The organism is Chelatococcus sp. GCM10030263 (assembly GCF_042666455.1).
GTDB lineage: Bacteria > Pseudomonadota > Alphaproteobacteria > Rhizobiales > Beijerinckiaceae > Chelatococcus.
The window spans coordinates 750,720-766,231 of sequence record NZ_JBHTDB010000003.1; the positions used below are offsets into that span (position 1 = coordinate 750,720).

Consider the following 15,512-nt stretch of genomic DNA (forward strand, 5'->3'; position numbering starts at 1 on the left):
GCGTCTCACCGCGATGCCGCACCCGTGAGGTTGTGTGATGGCGATGCTTACTCAGGGAGAGCCCCGCGCCGAGCGGGTGCTGCTGACCGGTGCTTCGGGCACGCTCGGCCGGGTGCTCGCAGCTGGCCTTGCCGCGGCCGGATATCGGCTCATCTTGAGCGATCTCGTCCCCTTCCCCGATCCGCTGCCGGAGGGCGCGACCTTCGCGGCCGCCGACCTCACCGATGCCGACGCGCTGGCGGCGATCTGCCCGGAGGATGTCGGCTCGATCATCCATTTCGGCGGCATCAATACGGAAAAGTCGCTCGATCTTATCTATTCGGCCAATATTTACGGCACGACCCATGTCTTCGAGCTGGCCAAGGCACGGCGCGCACGGGTCATCTATGCGAGCTCGAACCACACCATCGGCTTCTATCCGCGGACGCAGCAGCCGGTCAGCATCGACGATCCCTACCGGCCGGACGGCTACTACGGCTTGTCGAAAGCCTATGCGGAATTGCTCGGGCGGATGTTTTTCGACAAGCACGGCATCGAGAGCATCCATCTGCGGATCGGCTCCTGCCTTCCGGAACCCACCGAGACACGGCATCTCGCGACCTGGCTCTCCTATCCCGATCTCATCCGCCTCGTCCTCGCCGCCTTGCAGGCCGGCGATCCACGCTTTGCCGTGGTCTGGGGCATCTCGCGGAATGCCCGCCGCTGGTGGAGCGGCGATGACGCGGCCCGTGTCGGCTACGAGCCGCAGGACGACGCCGAGACTTACGCCCATTCCATCCGCGAAGAGAGCGGCAGTGCCGTGGCCAGGCACTTCCAGGGTGGTTCAATGTGCAGCCGTGGCTATACCCGGCCGGACGATCCCGATCGCTGAGGGATTCCGTATCGGGGCCCGGCGCCTGATCTGCGGGCGTGGTCGCCCGCTCAGCCGATCGGCAGCGGCGAGCCGCTTTCGTCCTTGAGCGCGACGCCCGAGACGCCCCGTTGGAAAGCCATGTCGAGCAACCAGCCCAGCTTGTGGGCGGCGTCCGCGTAAGCCAGCCCCTCGCGTCGCACGTTAGAGATGCAGTTGCGTTCGGCATCCGAGCGTCCAACCTTGGGGTGGAGCGTGAGATAGAGGCCGAGGCTGTCGGGCGACGACAGGCCCGGCCGCTCGCCGATGAGCACGACGACGGCGCGTGCATTGAGGAGTGCGCCGACCTCGTCACCGAGGGCGACGCGCGCGCCGCTCGCGATGACGACCGGAGCGAGACGCAGGCCGCGCTGCTTCAGCAGCGGCGTCCATGCGGCAAGAAACGGCGCGGCATTGGCATGGATCGCCGTGGAGGAGAGCCCGTCTGCCACGACGATGGCGAGATCGGCGGGCGCCACCGGCCGCATGGAAAGCCGCTCGCGGCTTTCCTCCGCCAGTCGCCGGCCGAGGTCGGGCCGGCGCAGATAGACGTCGCGGGAGGGCGCGGCACTCGCAACCACCATGGCCTCGTGCCCGAGGGCCTCGATGGCGCGCGCGGTGCCCGCCGCATCGAAGGGCGTGTGGACGGCATCGCGCGCCTGCGCATGGGCGAGGCCGAAGCGCAGCACCTCGCGGGTCGGCAGGGACGGCCCGGCGCGTCCAAGGGCAATGCGTGCCGGCGTCAGACGCGTCAAGCGCGCCCAGGGATCGGCGAGGACGGCGCTTTCTGCCGCCGGAGCCGGCTTGCCCTGCTGCGGCTTCTCTTCGGTCATTCCGCGATGCCCTGGAAGGCGGGCGCTGCCAGCAGCGGCTGGCGGCTTTCCTGCGGAAGGAGCCGCCCGTTCACGTCGGTGATCCCCATGCGCCCGAGCCAGGCCTCGAATTCGGGCGCGCGCCTCAGGCCCATCACCTCGCGGATATAGGCCTGGTCGTGGAAGGACGTGGACTGGTAGTTCAGCATCACGTCGTCAGCTCCCGGCACGCCGATGATGAAGGTCACGCCAGCGGCAGCGAGCAGGGTGAGCAGCGTGTCCATGTCGTCTTGATCGGCCTCGGCATGGTTGGTGTAGCAGACGTCGCAGCCGAGCGGCAGGCCCATGAGCTTGCCGCAGAAGTGATCCTCCAGCCCGGCACGGATGATCTGCTTGCCGTCGTAGAGATATTCGGGGCCGATGAAGCCGACGACGGTATTGACGAGCAAGGGCTCGAAGGGGCGGCAGACGGCATAGGCGCGCGCCTCCAGCGTCTGCTGGTCGACCCCGTGATGGGCGCCGGCCGAGAGCGCGGAGCCCTGCCCCGTCTCGAAATACATGACGTTCTGCCCCAAGCTGCCACGCTTCAGCGAGCGCCCGGCCTCCATGCCTTCCTTCAGGACGGCGAGGTCGATCCCGAAGGAGCGGTTCGCCGCCTCCGTTCCGGCGACCGACTGAAAGACGAGATCGACCGGCACGCCACGCCCGATGAGATCGATCGACGTGGTCACATGGGTGAGCACGCAGGCCTGGGTCGGGATCTCGTAGCGCTGAATCAGGTCGTCGAGCAGGTGGAGGAGTTTCGTCAGCACCGGCAGGCTGTCGGAGGCAGGATTGACGCCGATCACCGCGTCGCCGCATCCATAGAGCAGCCCGTCGACGATCGAGGCGCTGATGCCGCGCGGATCGTCCGTCGGATGGTTCGGCTGCAGGCGGACGGCCATGGTACCGGGAAGGCCGATGGTGTTGCGGAAGCGCCGGACGACCCTGCACTTCCTCGCTACCAGAATGAGATCCTGATTGCGCATCAGCTTGGAAACGGCGGCGGCCATCTCGGGCGTCACGCCGGGCGCGATCCCGGCAAGCGCCGCGGGCGTAGCGAGATCGGACAAGAGCCAATCGCGGAACTCGCCGACCGTCAGATGAGCGATCGGCCGGAAGGCCTCGCCGTCATGCGTGTCGAGGATGAGGCGCGTGACCTCATCCTCCTCGTAGGGCACCAGCGCCTCTGTCAGGAATGTCTTGAGCGGCACGTCGGCCAGGCACATCTTCGCCGCCCAGCCCTCCTCGGCGCTTTCCGCCGCGATGCCCGCCAGCACATCGCCGGACCGCACCGGCGTGGCCTTCGCCATCAGCGCCTTCAGGTCCTCGAAGGTCCAATTGTGCTGGCCGACGGTATGGCGATAGGGCATCGGCGACGGGTCTCCTCTATCACGGCCCTTATTTCACGAAGGCCTTCGTGAGTCCCACGGACTTGTCGACGATGAGCACGACGGCGAGGGTCAGAACGATCAGCAGCACCGAAACCGCGGCGACCAGCGGATCGGCGTTGCTGTCCACATGCTGGTACATGGCAACAGGCAGCGTCGTGATGGCGGGGCCCGTGAGAAACAGCGAGATCACCGCCTCATCGAACGAGACGAGGAAGCTCAGCGCGCAGGTCGCGACGATGCCGGGCGTGATCAGCGGCAGTGTCATCCGGCGGAAGACCGTCAGGGGCGAAGCGCCGAGGGTGGAGGCGGCCTCCTCGACGATGATCGGCAGGCCCGCGATCGAGGTCGTCAGCACCCGCAGTGCATAGGGCAAGGTGATGACCAGATGGCCGATGACCAAGCCCGTGAAGGTGCCAAGCAGGCCATAGGCCGCGAACAGGATGAGGATCGCGAGACCGAGCACGATGGTCGGCAGCAGCAGCGGCGCCGTGAACAGGTTGAGCAGCGCTTCGGCACCCCGGAACTTCAGGCGCACGATGGCATAGGCCGCGGGCAGGCCGATGGCGAGCGACAGCGTCGTGACGACGATCGCAAGCAGCGTGCTCGTGCCGAGGGCGCCCAGCATCTTGCCGTCAGCGAAGAAGGCGCCGTACCACCTCGTGCTCCAGGTCGCGGGCGGGAACACCATGTAGTTCTCGCCCGAGAAGGAGATCGGCAAGACAAGGATCACCGGCGCGAGCAGGAAGAGGAACATCACCGTTGCGATCATCTTCAAAGTCGCGGAAATGGGCTGCTCATCCATCGCGGGCTCCTCAGGCGATGCTGCGCAGAAGGCGGGAATAGATCACGAGTGCGCCGCCGAATATGACGAGGATGATCATCGAAAGCGTGGCCGACAGCGGCCAGTTCAGCGTGACGATCGCCTGATCGTAGATCTCCGTCGCCAGCAGGAACACGCGTCCTCCGCCGAGAAGCTTGGGCGTGATGAAGGACGAGACCGCCAGGACGAAGGTGAGCAGACAGCCGAGCGCGATGCCCGGCGCGGTCAGGGGCACCACCACCCGCAGGAACACTTTCCACGGGGGCGCCCCGAGCGTCCGGGCGGCCTCCTCCACCCGCGGATCGAGCCGGCCGAACCCGGCGAGCAACGCCAGGATCATATAGGGCATCAGGATCTCGGTGAGGCCGATGACGACCCCGACCTTGTTGAACATCAGACGCATCGGCTCCGCGCCGAAGGCTCTGAGCAGGTTGTTGATGAGCCCGTCATCGGCGAGGATCGCGATCCAGCCATAGGTCCGCACCACCGCAGAGGTGAGGAGCGGCGAGATCACGAGCACGAGCAGCACCGTCTTCCAGCGCCCGGATATCCGGTGCAGCAGGAGCGCGATGGGATAGGAGGCAAGCAGCGTCAGCAGCGTGATCATCAAGCTGGTGGAGATGCTCTGCCAGATGAGGTCGAGATAGAAGCTGTCGGTGAGTGTCTTGGTCCAGGTGTCGACCGTGTAATTCTCGCCGAGCCCGCCGCCTGCCAGCGCCTCCACGAAGGACAGGCGCAGCAGGTTGAGCACGGGCACGATGAAGACGAGGCCGTTGACGAGGGCGATCGGCCCGATGAGGGCAGGCACGAGCCAGAAGTTGCTATGCGCGCGGCTCGCCTTGCCGGATCCCGCCAGCGGCATGCTGCCCACCGCACTCATGCCGTCGCCTCGAAGACCAAGGTGTCGGACACGCTCCAAGTGAGATCGACGCTCGTTCCGGCCGGCAGCACCGCCTCCTCGGCGAGGGTGCCGCGCTCCACCATGATCACCCGATCGCCGACAGCGACCTCGTATTGCAGCACGTCGCCGGAATAGATCGGCCGGCGCACCGTGCCGGACAGGCGATTGACACGTGCAGTCGGCTCGACCGCCGGGGCGGCGCCCCGCTCGCTCATCGTGATGCGGTGCGGCCGCAGGATGACCTCCACCGCGCCGCGCCGCGCCTCGGGGATCTCGACCGTCAGATCGCCGATGCGCACGCCGTGCCCTTCGGCAGCGCCGAGGAGCCGGTTGGAGCGGCCGACGAAGGAGGCGACGAAAGCGGTCGCAGGCCGCTCGTAGAGCTCGTGCGGCGTGCCGAACTGTTCCAGCCGGCCGCCGTTCAGCACGGCAACCTTGTCGCACATGCTGAGCGCCTCGACCTGGTCGTGGGTGACGAAGATCGAGGTGATGCCGAGCCGCTGCTGAAGATCGCGGATCTCGGTGCGCATCTCGTCGCGAAGCTTCGCGTCGAGATTGGACAGCGGCTCGTCGAAAAGAAGCATCGACGGCTTGATGACGAGCGCGCGCGCCAAGGCGACACGCTGCTGCTGGCCACCGGAAAGCTGCGCCGGACGACGCGTCTCGCGACCGCCGAGCTGAACGAGGGCGATCGCCTCGCGCGCCCGCTTCTCGGCCTCGGCCGCCGGCACGCCGCGCATCTCCAGGCCGAAGGTTACGTTCTTCAGAACCGAGAGATGCGGGAACAGCGCGTAGTTCTGAAAGACGAGGCCGATATCGCGCCGGTGCGGCGGCACCTGCGTGACGTCGCGCCCTGCGATCATGATCGTGCCGGACGTCGCCGGCGACAGGCCGGCGATCATCCTGAGCGAGGTGGACTTGCCGCAGCCCGAGGGTCCGAGAAAAGCGACGAGTTCGCCCTTGCCGACATCCAGATTGAGATTGTCCACCGCGATCACGCCCTGGAAGGCCTTCGTCAGGTTGCGAAGGCGCAGATAGGGATCCGCGGCGGGAGCGGCGGCCGGCGACGCGAAGGCGGACGCGGACTGCTGGATCATGCCTTCCTCCGTCAGCGGCTGAGCGGGATCACCTTGCGGCGCCACTGCTCGACGATGCTGTCGCGCACCTTGGCGAGCGCAATCCAGTCTGCATTCATCACGCGGTCCATGGCGCTTGCGGCCGTGCGCTTGAGCGCATCCTCGGAAATCTTCGCATGGGAATTGGTGGGCGCATAGTACATGGCCTCGGTGAAGGCCTTCTGCGCCTCGGCGCTCAGCGCGTAATCGACGAATTTCTTCGCCGCTTCGGAATTCGGCGCCCCCTTCACGAGATTGATGGTGTTGGTCTGGAAGAGGCTGCCTTCCTTCGGCAGCGTCACGCGCAGGCGGCCGTTGGAGGTGTCGGCGAAGACCTGGGCACGCGCATTCCAGCCGACGCCGAGCGCCACCTGCCCATTGACCACGGCCGGATAGACCTCGGGCTTCGGATCCCAGGTCTGCACGTTCGGCGCGATCTCGGCGAGCGCGGCGATGCCCTTGTCGACATTGGCCAGATAGTCCGTGCCGCCCGCCGCCTTGTCGAGCACGAGCGTGAGCCCGACGCCGACGAGATCGGGCGCGCCGAACATCGCCACCTTGCCCTTATAAGCCGGATCCTTCAGCGCATCCCAGGAGGTCGGCGGCGTCTTCACGAGTTCCGTGTTGGAGATGAGCACCAGGTTGTCAAAGGTCACCCCGACGCCGGCGACATTCGGGAACCGGGCATTGGGAAAGAGCTCGGCGACGTGCTTCGAGACGCTCTCGTCGACCTTGTCGAAGAGGGCCTCGTCCGTGCCCGTCTTGGCGACGGAGACGTCCATGATGACCACGTCGGCCTGCGGGGAGGCTTTCTGGGCGCGCAGCATTCCGAGCATCTGCGCCGAGCCCTGCAAGGGGAAGAACTCCACCTTGACATCGGGATTGGCCTTCATGAACGGCTCGATGACGGCCTTGGTGTAGCGCTCCTGGAACAGGCCGCTGTAGCCGATGAGGCGCAGCGTGCTCTCGGCGGAGGCGGGTTGCGAAATGAGGCCGATGGCGAATGCGGCCGCGGTGATCCTGGCGATCGTCTTCATGTAAACCCCTCTTGGTTGGTGATCTTGTGCGAGCGGTCCATGCGACCGCTCGCCGGTTCTTGAGACCGGTGGTGCTCCCTCAGTGCTGGCGCTTGCCCTCCACCAATGCCGTGGCGCCGGAAATGTCCGGCAGTTTTTCTCCCTTGCGCAGGCGCTCCAACAGGACGATCTCGTCCTCCTGCATCTTGATCGCGCGTTCGGCGATGGCGCGGGCCTCCCCCGGCGCCAGGACGATCACGCCGCTCTCGTCGCACAGCACGGCGTCGCCCGGCTTGACCACCTGCCCACCGACGCTGACCGGCACGTTCATCGCGCCCTCAAGCCCGAGAATCTTGGTGGTGATCGGCGACGGGCCGCGGCACCACATGGGCATGTCGACTTTGGCGATCTCTGAGAAATCGGTCGCCGGCCCATCGACCACGCCGGCCTTCACGCCGGCGAGCTTCATGGCATTGGTGATGACGCCTCCCCAGCAGGCGTGGCGGGTGTCGCCGCAGCGGTCGATCAGCACGATGTCGCCGGGGCGCACATGCGCGGTGAGGTAATGCAGCAGCGCCGAGTCGGCGTTCGGGATGCGCAGCGTCACGGCCGTGCCCGCCACCCGCTTGTTGGGAAGAACGGCACGCAGCGCCGGGTCCACGAAGCCCGAATGGAGGACATGGCCGATGGTCGCCACCTCCACCCTCTCCAGGAGCTCGACCAGCCCGGCATCGATCTGGGCCGGCATCTCATTGATAACGAACATTCTGCCGATCCGATCAGAGGACGTGGTGATTGGCGACCGGGATATTGGCCCGAACCGTCGCGGTGTAGTCGAAGTCGAGCCTGGCGCTCGCCAGGCCGACCCCGTCGGAGGCCTGGGCGGTGACGTGCCCCCAGGGATCAACCACCATGCTGTGGCCCCAGCAGGCCTTCTTGCCGCCGGCATGGGTCCCGGTCTGGCCGATCGCCAGGAAATAGGTCTGGGTTTCGATCGCGCGGGCGCGCGCCAGCACTTCCCAGTGGTCCTTGCCGGTGGCCAGCGTGAAGGCGGCGGGCAGCACGATGATGTCCGCGCCTTTGTCGCGCAGCGCCCGGAATAGTTCCGGGAAGCGGATGTCGTAGCAGATGGCGCAACCGACGGTCTTGTCGCCGACCTTGTAAGTGACGACCTCCTCACCGCGCGCCACCGAATCCGACTCGCGATAGCTCACACCGTTCGGCGTATCGACGTCGAACAGGTGGATCTTCCGATAGCGGGCAATCTCCTTGCCGGCCGGATCGAAAACGACGGTGGTGTTGTAGAAGCTGTTGCCGACCTGCTCGACCATGGATCCCGCATGCAGCGTGATCTTCAGCCGGCTCGCGACCTGCGAGAGCCGCGCATAGGTATCACCCTCGGGAAAAGTCTCGCCGCTGTCGTGCATCGCCGCGGGATTGTCGTCGAGGAAGGCGAAATATTCGGGCAGAACGACGAGATCCGGATGCTCGGTAGCGGCAGCGCGCTCGATGAACTCGATCGCCTTGTCGATATTCGCGCGCTTGTCGTTCTGCGAATTCATTTGGACGAGTGATACCTTCACGCCTCTCTCCAATTTTTATGCAGCGTGAAATTGGAGCGCGCCGGCGCGGAATCACAACCGGAAAATAGTGATTGTGACCTACAAGAAAAATCTATGGATTAATCGGCAGGCGCAAACGCCTGCTTATACGGCAACCGGCACGCGGTGGTCTCGGCGGCGATTTCGGCGGCGAGCTCCGCGATGACCCGCGCCAGCGCGTTGTCTGGCCTTTCCTGATAGACGGTGTGGAAGGTGAGCGAGGGAACGGCGGGCTTGATGGGAAGCATGCGCACGATCCCCGCCGCGACGAGATCCTCCACCAGCACCACCGGCAGCGCGCCGATGCCCACCCCGCTCGAGACCAGGCGGGACATGATGGCGAGCGAATTGGAATTATAGATGCGGATGTCGTCGACGCCGGCATCGGCCAGCAGATCGAGAAGCGCCTTGTGCGGCTGCGACCCCTTAGAGAAGGTGAGCAGCGGGAAGCCCGCGATATCGGAGAGCCCGATGTCCGTCTCCGGCAGGTCGAGACGCGTGCTCGCCACCCAGCAGGATTCGAAGGTGCAGACCTCGACGCTGCGGATATCCGGCTCCAGCACGGGCCCCATGATGATCGCGATATCGATGGAGCCGTCGCGGATCTTCTGGGCGAGCCGCACGCTGGTATCGACGTTGAGGTCGAGCTCGACGCTCGGGTAGCGGGCCTGCATGCGCTGGATCAGTTCCGGCAGCCAGCCATAGACGACGGTATCGACGGTGCCGATGCGAACCGTGCCGCCGAGCGCCGCGGGATCGCTCATCGCCTCGCGGAAATCATTGGCGAGGCGAACGATCTGGTCGGCCTGCGCGAGCGCCCGATGGCCATGGGGCGTCAGCCTGATCTGACGGGTTTCCCGGTCGAACAGGCGCACCCCGAGCTCCTGCTCGAGCGTGGCGATGCGGTTGGAGATGGCCGCCTGGGTGGTGTTCAGCTTCTCGGCAGCGCGCGAGAAGCTGCCCAGCCGGGCCGCCCACAGAAAGGTCTCGAGGAACCGAAGGTTCACATCCGCCTCCCACACTGGCCGGCTACGCATGTTAAGCTAGGCCGGCGAGCCGGAGCAACCGTCCCAAACTGGCCTGACTGGGGCGAGAAGCGTGTTGCGAGACGGCGGAGGTCGATGGGCGGAGAGCTCCCGCTTGTTAGTGGCGATTAGCTACGGGTACCGCACTCACCGCGGCTATGACGCAAAGGGACAGCATGGAACGGATGGCGCAGGGGAGCTGTCATTGTGGGGCAGTTCAAGTATCGGTGACGCGTCCAGCCGTGGAGGTAACGGAATGCCACTGCTCGATCTGCCGTCGCTATGGCGCATTATGGGCCTACTACCGAATCGAAGAAGTATCGTTTACCGGGCCTACAGTGGTCTACGTCTGGGGGCGTGGGCACGTCGCCTTTCACCGCTGCGGAAATTGTGGGTGTGTCATGGGGTGGCTGCCGCGTGGCGCCTACCCCGAATGTGCAGTGAACGCGCGAGTGCTTGACGACTTCGATCGCGCTGCAGTGACGCTCGTCGTCGAAGACGATGCGTCCCTCTGAAGGCCGCCCCGTAACGAGCAGCTGACGGCCGAGCTGGGATCCCTTGTACGGGTCCATCCGCCCATCTCGGATCGGGGCGGCGGGGAAAATCCAACGTCCCTCCCCGAATAGGGCATGGCTGGCGAGCGCCCCCGACCAGATCGGGCTCTAGTCCTTCTTCAATGCGTCGCCAGCCAAGCTGCGGGCGAAGTCGATGAAGGCTTTGGTTTGCGGCCGGACGAGCTGGCGGTGGGGGATAACCGCGTAAATGTTGCGCGGTTTCACTTCCCAATCCGGGAGCATCGGCACGAGACGGCCGTGCTGCAGGTCGTCACGTACATGGAAATAGTAGAAATTGCCGATCCCGACGCCGCGCAGGCAGGCCTGACGCAACAGCTCGCCACTGTCGGAAAGAAGGCTGCTCGTCACACGCACGCCGTGCCAGTCGTCGTCGTCGCGGCGCAGGTACCAGGTTTCCGCGAGATCGGAGAACCGCCCTGAGACGCAATCGTGGCGAGCAAGGCCGTCCGGCGAGGACGGAGCACCGCGGCGCTCGACATAACCAGGCGAGGCGCAAAGCACCCGCGGCGTCGTCGCCAGGAGAAAATGCGCGAGCTTCGTCTCCGGCTGTTCCTGGAGCGTGATGGCCACGTCGACGCGGTCGCGGATCAGATCCGGCGTGGCGCTGGTTACGATGATATCGACGGAGATGGCAGGATGCAGCTGCCGGAATTCGTGGATATGGGGCCCGAGCGCGGTGGCCGCAAAGGATGGCGGGACGGTCACGCGCAGATGCCCGCTGAGCGCCCGCTCCGCAACCATGACGGCGGCTGCCTTGTCGATTTCGGCAAGGATGGCGAGGCATTGTTCGTAAAAGCGCTCGCCTGCGTCCGTCACACTGATGCGCCGCGTGGTGCGATGGAAGAGCGCCACGTCCACCGCGCTCTCCAACAGCCGCACATGCTTCGTGACCGAGGACGCCGCGAGCCGCAGCTGGCGCGCGGCGGAGGAGAAGCTGTGCGTCTCCACCACGGCCACGAAGCAGCGCATCGAGAGCACGCTCACCTCGTTCAGCATGCCGGCCGGTAACGCAGTCATGGCCGCTCCCGATTGTTGACGTTTCGCGAATTATATTTTCTGTTAATTCCCAGTAATCGCGATCGGCGTTTTGGGCAATAGTTCGCTCCAAGAGCAGCGCTGAAGCGCGAGGCAGAGGCGAGGAAACACGTGTCCGACGAGTTGGTGCGCGCCCAGCAGCGCGGTTTCGGCAAGCGGGTGAGCTTCGGCGAAAGGCCGGCCTTGCTCGTCGTCGACTTCTCCCGCGCCTTCACCGACCCGGCGCACAGCCTGGGCGCCGATGTGACAGCTCAGATCGGCGAGGCCAATCGCTTGCTCGATGCGGCCCATGCGGCGGGCATTCCGGTCTATCTCTCCACGATCGCCTATCGCGACCCGGCCACCGAGAGCAGGGTCTGGGGAGAAAAGATCGACGGGTTGCGCGATCTCGTCCTCGGCAGCGAGGCCGTCGCGCAGGATCCGCGGCTCGCACGAGCGCCGTCGGACAACATTCTCGTCAAGCGCTTCGCCAGCTGCTTCTTCGGCACGCCGCTCGCCGAGGATCTCGCCCGCGAGGGCGTCGACACGCTCATCATTGCCGGCTGCACCACGAGCGGCTGCGTGCGCGCCAGCGCCGTCGACGCCTGCCAGCACGGCCTGCGCGCCATCGTCGCGCGGGAGGCGACCGCCGATCGGTTCGAGGCGGCCCACCAGCAGAGTCTCACGGACATCGAGGTCAAATACGGCGACGTGCTTCCGGTCACGGAGATCGTTGCTGTCCTTCGCGACTTGCCGCAGCGAGCAAGGCGGGCGGGCTGATCGAGCCAGAGCACGGGACATCCGGAGCGCAGGGCTCCCGGTACCGGACAAAAGAACGCTGGAACGCGACATTGGGGAGGACAAGAATGACCATCATGATGACCCGCCGCGGCGCCCTGGGGCTTGCCGCCGGTGCTGCCGGCCTCGCCTTCGGGGGTGCGCGAGCCCGGGCCGCGCAGACGGTTCGGATCGGCCTCGCCACCAAGACCTGGTGGCCTTCGGTGATCGCCGACACCGCAGTGAAGCAAGGCTTCTTCTCGCAGGCGGGGCTCGAGGCGGAGCTCACCGTCTACCGCAGTGGCGGCGAGGCCTTCGAGGCGCTGGCGGCCGGCGCGACGGATATGATCAACGGCCTCGTCCCGCAGATCGCGACGGGCCGCAAGCGCGGCGTCGACGGGCGGATCGTGGCGCTCGCCGCCGACGCCAATACGGGCTGGAAACTCCTGGTGAAGCAGGGCTCGCCTCTGAAGAACGTCGCCGACATCGCCGGCAAGAAGGTGGGCATCACCGCCGCCGGCTCGCTGTCGGACTTCATGGCGCTCTGGACCCGGGCGCATTACAAGATCGATTTCACGAGCGTGCCGCTCGGGGGCGGAGGTCTGGTACCGAACCTGCTTTCGGGCAATGTCGATGCGGCCGTCGTCTACTCGCCCCTGAGCTTCCAGGTTCTGCAGGCGAAGCAGGGGGTGGCATTGCTCGATTATGCGACCGCCATCCCGCCGCATCTCGCCGTCAGCTGGTCGACCACCGACGCGATCATCAAGAAAGATCCCGCGATGGTGCGCGCGGCGCTGAAGGCGCTCTATCGCGCGGTCGACTACATGCAGAAGAACCGCGAGCAGGCCATCAAGATCATCGCCGACGTCAACGGCATCACCGAGCCCGTCGCCGCGCAGGAATACGAGGAAACCTTCCTGAAGCTCTCGACCGACGGCAAGTTCACGCTGGACCAGACGAAGGTCGCGTGGGATCTCGCCAAGATCGGCGGCTTCAAGGATATGGTGCCGCCGGAGGAGATCGTGACCTTCGATTTCACCCCGGTGTCGCTGGGGGCGTGATGGCGAGCGCGGCTGAAGCATCTGGCAGGTTCGCCGGCCGCCTGCGCGGGCTTGGGGTCTGGGCGGCGGCGATCGCGCTGCTCGTCGTCGTCTGGCAGGGGAGCCTTGCTCTCGGCCTGATGACGCCGGACCTGCTGCCGTCCGTCGGCGCGGTGCTCGCAGCGGCGGGCGAGCTCATCGTGAGCCGGTCCTTCCTGATGCATGCCGGCGTGACGATGGCGGAAGTGTTGGTCGCCTTCCTCATCGCCGCGCCCCTCGGCATCGGCCTCGGCATCGCCATCGCTGAGAGCCGCTATTGGAGCGAGGTGTTGAAGCCGATCATCTTCCTGATCTTCTCGATCCCGAAGACGATCTTCCTGCCGATGTTCATCCTCGCCTTCGGCATCAACTTCGGGCAGAAGGTCGGCTTCGGCGTCTTTTCCACCATATTCATCGTGCTGATCAGCAGTTTCGCGGCGCTGGAGTCGGTGAAGAGCGAGCATGTCCGCGTGGCCCGCGCCTATGGCGCCACGCCGGCGCAGATCGCCTTCCGCGTTTACATGCCGGCCATGGCGCCCATCCTGCTCGAAGCCGTGCGGCTCGCCATGATCTTCAATCTCACGGGCATCCTGCTCGCGGAGATGTATGCCTCGCGCGCCGGGCTCGGCCAGCTCATCGCCAATTGGGGCGAGAACTTCATGCTGAAGGAGCTCATCGCCGGAATTCTGCTGATCGCGGCCGCGGCGATCCTGTTCAACGAGGCCGTGCGCTGGTTCGAAGCGCGATGCGAGCATTGGAGACGATGATGGCGAGCACGGCCGGAAGCCGGGTGACTGCAGAGCCCGCCCGCGTGGCGAGGACCCCGGTGCGTCTTGCGGCCGCGAATCCGCGCGGCGCCGTGAAGGTCAGCGGGCTCAACCATACCTATGACGTCGCAGGCCGCATCACCAAGGCGCTCGAGGACATCACCTTCGAGATCGAGCCCGGGCGCTTCGTCGTGGTGGTCGGCCCGAGCGGTTGCGGCAAGTCCTCGCTGCTCATGATGATGACGGGGCTGTTGCGGCCGACCTCGGGCGGCATCCTCTGCGGCGGCGCGCCGATGACGACACCCGATCCCGACCGGGTCGGCGTCGTCTTCCAGGAGGCAAGCCTCTATCCCTGGCTCACGGCACAGAGCAATGTGGAATTTCCGCTGTCGCTTAAGGGGGTGGCGAAGGCCGAGCGCGCCGCGCGGGCGAAGGAGAAGCTCAAGCTCGTCGGGCTCGAAGGCTTCGGAGATCGCTACCCGCACGAGCTGTCGGGCGGCATGAAGCAGCGCGTCTCGATCGCCCGCGGACTGGTGCAGGACCCGCCGATCCTGATGCTCGACGAGCCTTTCGCGGCCCTCGACGAGCAGACCCGCCTGTCCATGGGCGACGAGCTGCTGCGCATCTGGGAGGAGACGGGCAAGACCGTCGTCTTCGTCACCCACAGCCTGACCGAGGCGGCCTATCTCGCCGACGAGATTATCGTCATGTCGGCGCGCCCCGGCCGCATCATCGACCGCATCGCGGTGGACCTGCCGCGGCCGCGCACCATGGAGATGATGGCGACCGCGCAATTCGGCGCCTTGCGGGAACGCATCTGGAAGCAGATCCGGACGGAGGCGAGCCGATCATGACGATCGCTGCCGCCTCACCGCCGGCGCGGCCTCTTCGCCTCTCCCCACGGGGCCTGCGGCTCGCCATCGGCCTCGCCGTCCTGGTGCTGTGGGAAGTGCTGCCGCGCGCGGGGCTTGTGCCGTCGCTCTTCCTGCCGTCCCTGTCCGACACGCTCGCCGCACTCGTCGGCGATGCCGGGGAATACGGAACCCAGCTCCTCTACTCCCTGCGCGCCGTCGGCATCTCCATGCTGGTCGCCTGCGGCCTCGGCATCGGGCTCGGCCTCCTCGTCGGCTCGAGCGCCCGGCTGCGCCGCGCCGTCCTGCCGCTGGCCTCCGGGCTCTATGCCGTGCCTCTCGTCATGCTCTATCCGCTCTTCACGGCGTGGTTCGGCATCGGGCCGCAGTCGAAGATCGTCTTCGCCAGCATCTACGGCATCCTGCCCTCCTTCCTCGGCACGGTGGCGGGGGTGGAGACCATCGACCGGCAGTATCTCATCGTCGCCCGCAGCCTGCGGGCCACGCGCTGGCAGACCATCAGCCGCGTGCTCCTGCCGGCCGCCTTGCCGACGGTGCTCTCCTCCTTCCGTGTCGGCGGAGCCCTCGTCATCGTCGGCGTGGTCGTGGCGGAGATGCTGACTTCGGCGGAAGGCATCGGTTACCTCATCACGCGGTATCGCACGCTGCTCGACAGCCCCCACGTGTTCGCCGGCATCCTCCTTGTCGTGGCGATCGTCTTTGCCTTCGACGCGCTCGTGCGCGCGCTCGAAGCGCGTACCCGTCACTGGCGCTTTGCCACGCGTTCGGGAGAGGCGGGCTGAGCCCGTTTCTTGACCGAATCCCCAGCCCGTTGAG

16 protein-coding genes are annotated in these 15,512 nt (G+C 66.2%); 6 read left to right on the forward strand and 10 right to left on the reverse strand.

Annotation, left to right across the window (positions count from 1 at the left end):
• The first annotated feature begins 37 nt into the window (after window positions 1-37).
• Window positions 38-871 (forward strand): NAD-dependent epimerase/dehydratase family protein, encoded by an 834-nt coding sequence (locus ACFQU1_RS08070; RefSeq protein ID WP_378131121.1) that lies wholly within the window; start codon window positions 38-40, stop codon window positions 869-871.
• A 50-nt stretch (window positions 872-921) separates the two neighbouring features.
• On the opposite strand, the gene eutC is transcribed toward ACFQU1_RS08070, so the two are convergent.
• The 10 genes from eutC to ACFQU1_RS08120 all read right to left on the reverse strand — a co-directional run bounded on the left by eutC (window position 922) and on the right by ACFQU1_RS08120 (window position 11,204).
• On the reverse strand, window positions 922-1,722 hold the full coding sequence (gene eutC, locus ACFQU1_RS08075; protein ID WP_378131123.1) for an ethanolamine ammonia-lyase subunit EutC: 801 nt from the start codon (window positions 1,720-1,722) through the stop codon (window positions 922-924).
• Window positions 1,719-3,113: an ethanolamine ammonia-lyase subunit EutB gene (locus tag ACFQU1_RS08080; protein WP_378131125.1), complete on the reverse strand. Its 1,395-nt coding sequence runs from the start codon at window positions 3,111-3,113 to the stop codon at window positions 1,719-1,721. The genes eutC and ACFQU1_RS08080 overlap by 4 nt, the downstream gene beginning before the upstream one ends.
• Before the next feature lie 28 nt (window positions 3,114-3,141).
• Window positions 3,142-3,936: an ABC transporter permease gene (locus ACFQU1_RS08085; protein WP_378131127.1), complete on the reverse strand. Its 795-nt coding sequence runs from the start codon at window positions 3,934-3,936 to the stop codon at window positions 3,142-3,144.
• 10 nt (window positions 3,937-3,946) lie between these two features.
• On the reverse strand, window positions 3,947-4,816 hold the full coding sequence (locus ACFQU1_RS08090; RefSeq protein ID WP_378131631.1) for an ABC transporter permease: 870 nt from the start codon (window positions 4,814-4,816) through the stop codon (window positions 3,947-3,949).
• Between the two features lie 14 nt (window positions 4,817-4,830).
• Window positions 4,831-5,952, reverse strand: a complete 1,122-nt coding sequence (locus tag ACFQU1_RS08095; RefSeq protein WP_378131129.1) for an ABC transporter ATP-binding protein — start codon at window positions 5,950-5,952, stop codon at window positions 4,831-4,833.
• A gap of 11 nt (window positions 5,953-5,963) precedes the next feature.
• Window positions 5,964-7,007, reverse strand: a complete 1,044-nt coding sequence (locus ACFQU1_RS08100; protein ID WP_378131131.1) for an ABC transporter substrate-binding protein — start codon at window positions 7,005-7,007, stop codon at window positions 5,964-5,966.
• Window positions 7,008-7,086: 79 nt separating this feature from the next.
• Entirely contained in the window at window positions 7,087-7,752 is a 666-nt protein-coding gene (locus ACFQU1_RS08105) for an RraA family protein (protein ID WP_378131133.1), read from the reverse strand.
• Window positions 7,753-7,765: 13 nt separating this feature from the next.
• Window positions 7,766-8,569, reverse strand: coding sequence for a carbon-nitrogen hydrolase family protein (locus tag ACFQU1_RS08110; protein WP_378131135.1), 804 nt, complete (start codon window positions 8,567-8,569; stop codon window positions 7,766-7,768).
• Between the two features lie 98 nt (window positions 8,570-8,667).
• Window positions 8,668-9,594: a LysR family transcriptional regulator gene (locus tag ACFQU1_RS08115; RefSeq protein WP_378131137.1), complete on the reverse strand. Its 927-nt coding sequence runs from the start codon at window positions 9,592-9,594 to the stop codon at window positions 8,668-8,670.
• Between the two features lie 680 nt (window positions 9,595-10,274).
• Entirely contained in the window at window positions 10,275-11,204 is a 930-nt protein-coding gene (locus ACFQU1_RS08120; RefSeq protein ID WP_378131139.1) for a LysR family transcriptional regulator, read from the reverse strand.
• 129 nt (window positions 11,205-11,333) lie between these two features.
• Between ACFQU1_RS08120 and ACFQU1_RS08125 the strand changes: the two genes are divergently transcribed.
• The 5 genes from ACFQU1_RS08125 (at window position 11,334) to ACFQU1_RS08145 (ending at window position 15,478) form a co-directional block, all read left to right on the forward strand.
• On the forward strand, window positions 11,334-11,981 hold the full coding sequence (locus tag ACFQU1_RS08125) for an isochorismatase family protein (RefSeq protein WP_378131141.1): 648 nt from the start codon (window positions 11,334-11,336) through the stop codon (window positions 11,979-11,981).
• Window positions 11,982-12,067: 86 nt separating this feature from the next.
• The gene (locus tag ACFQU1_RS08130) at window positions 12,068-13,039 is read left to right on the forward strand and encodes an ABC transporter substrate-binding protein (protein ID WP_378131143.1); all 972 of its coding nucleotides are present in this window, start codon (window positions 12,068-12,070) and stop codon (window positions 13,037-13,039) included.
• Entirely contained in the window at window positions 13,039-13,824 is a 786-nt protein-coding gene (locus ACFQU1_RS08135; protein WP_378131145.1) for an ABC transporter permease, read from the forward strand. Before ACFQU1_RS08130 ends, ACFQU1_RS08135 begins: the two co-directional genes overlap by 1 nt.
• On the forward strand, window positions 13,824-14,678 hold the full coding sequence (locus tag ACFQU1_RS08140; RefSeq protein WP_378131147.1) for an ABC transporter ATP-binding protein: 855 nt from the start codon (window positions 13,824-13,826) through the stop codon (window positions 14,676-14,678). The genes ACFQU1_RS08135 and ACFQU1_RS08140 overlap by 1 nt, the downstream gene beginning before the upstream one ends.
• On the forward strand, window positions 14,675-15,478 hold the full coding sequence (locus tag ACFQU1_RS08145) for an ABC transporter permease (RefSeq protein ID WP_378131149.1): 804 nt from the start codon (window positions 14,675-14,677) through the stop codon (window positions 15,476-15,478). Before ACFQU1_RS08140 ends, ACFQU1_RS08145 begins: the two co-directional genes overlap by 4 nt.
• The last annotated feature ends 34 nt before the right edge of the window (window positions 15,479-15,512 follow it).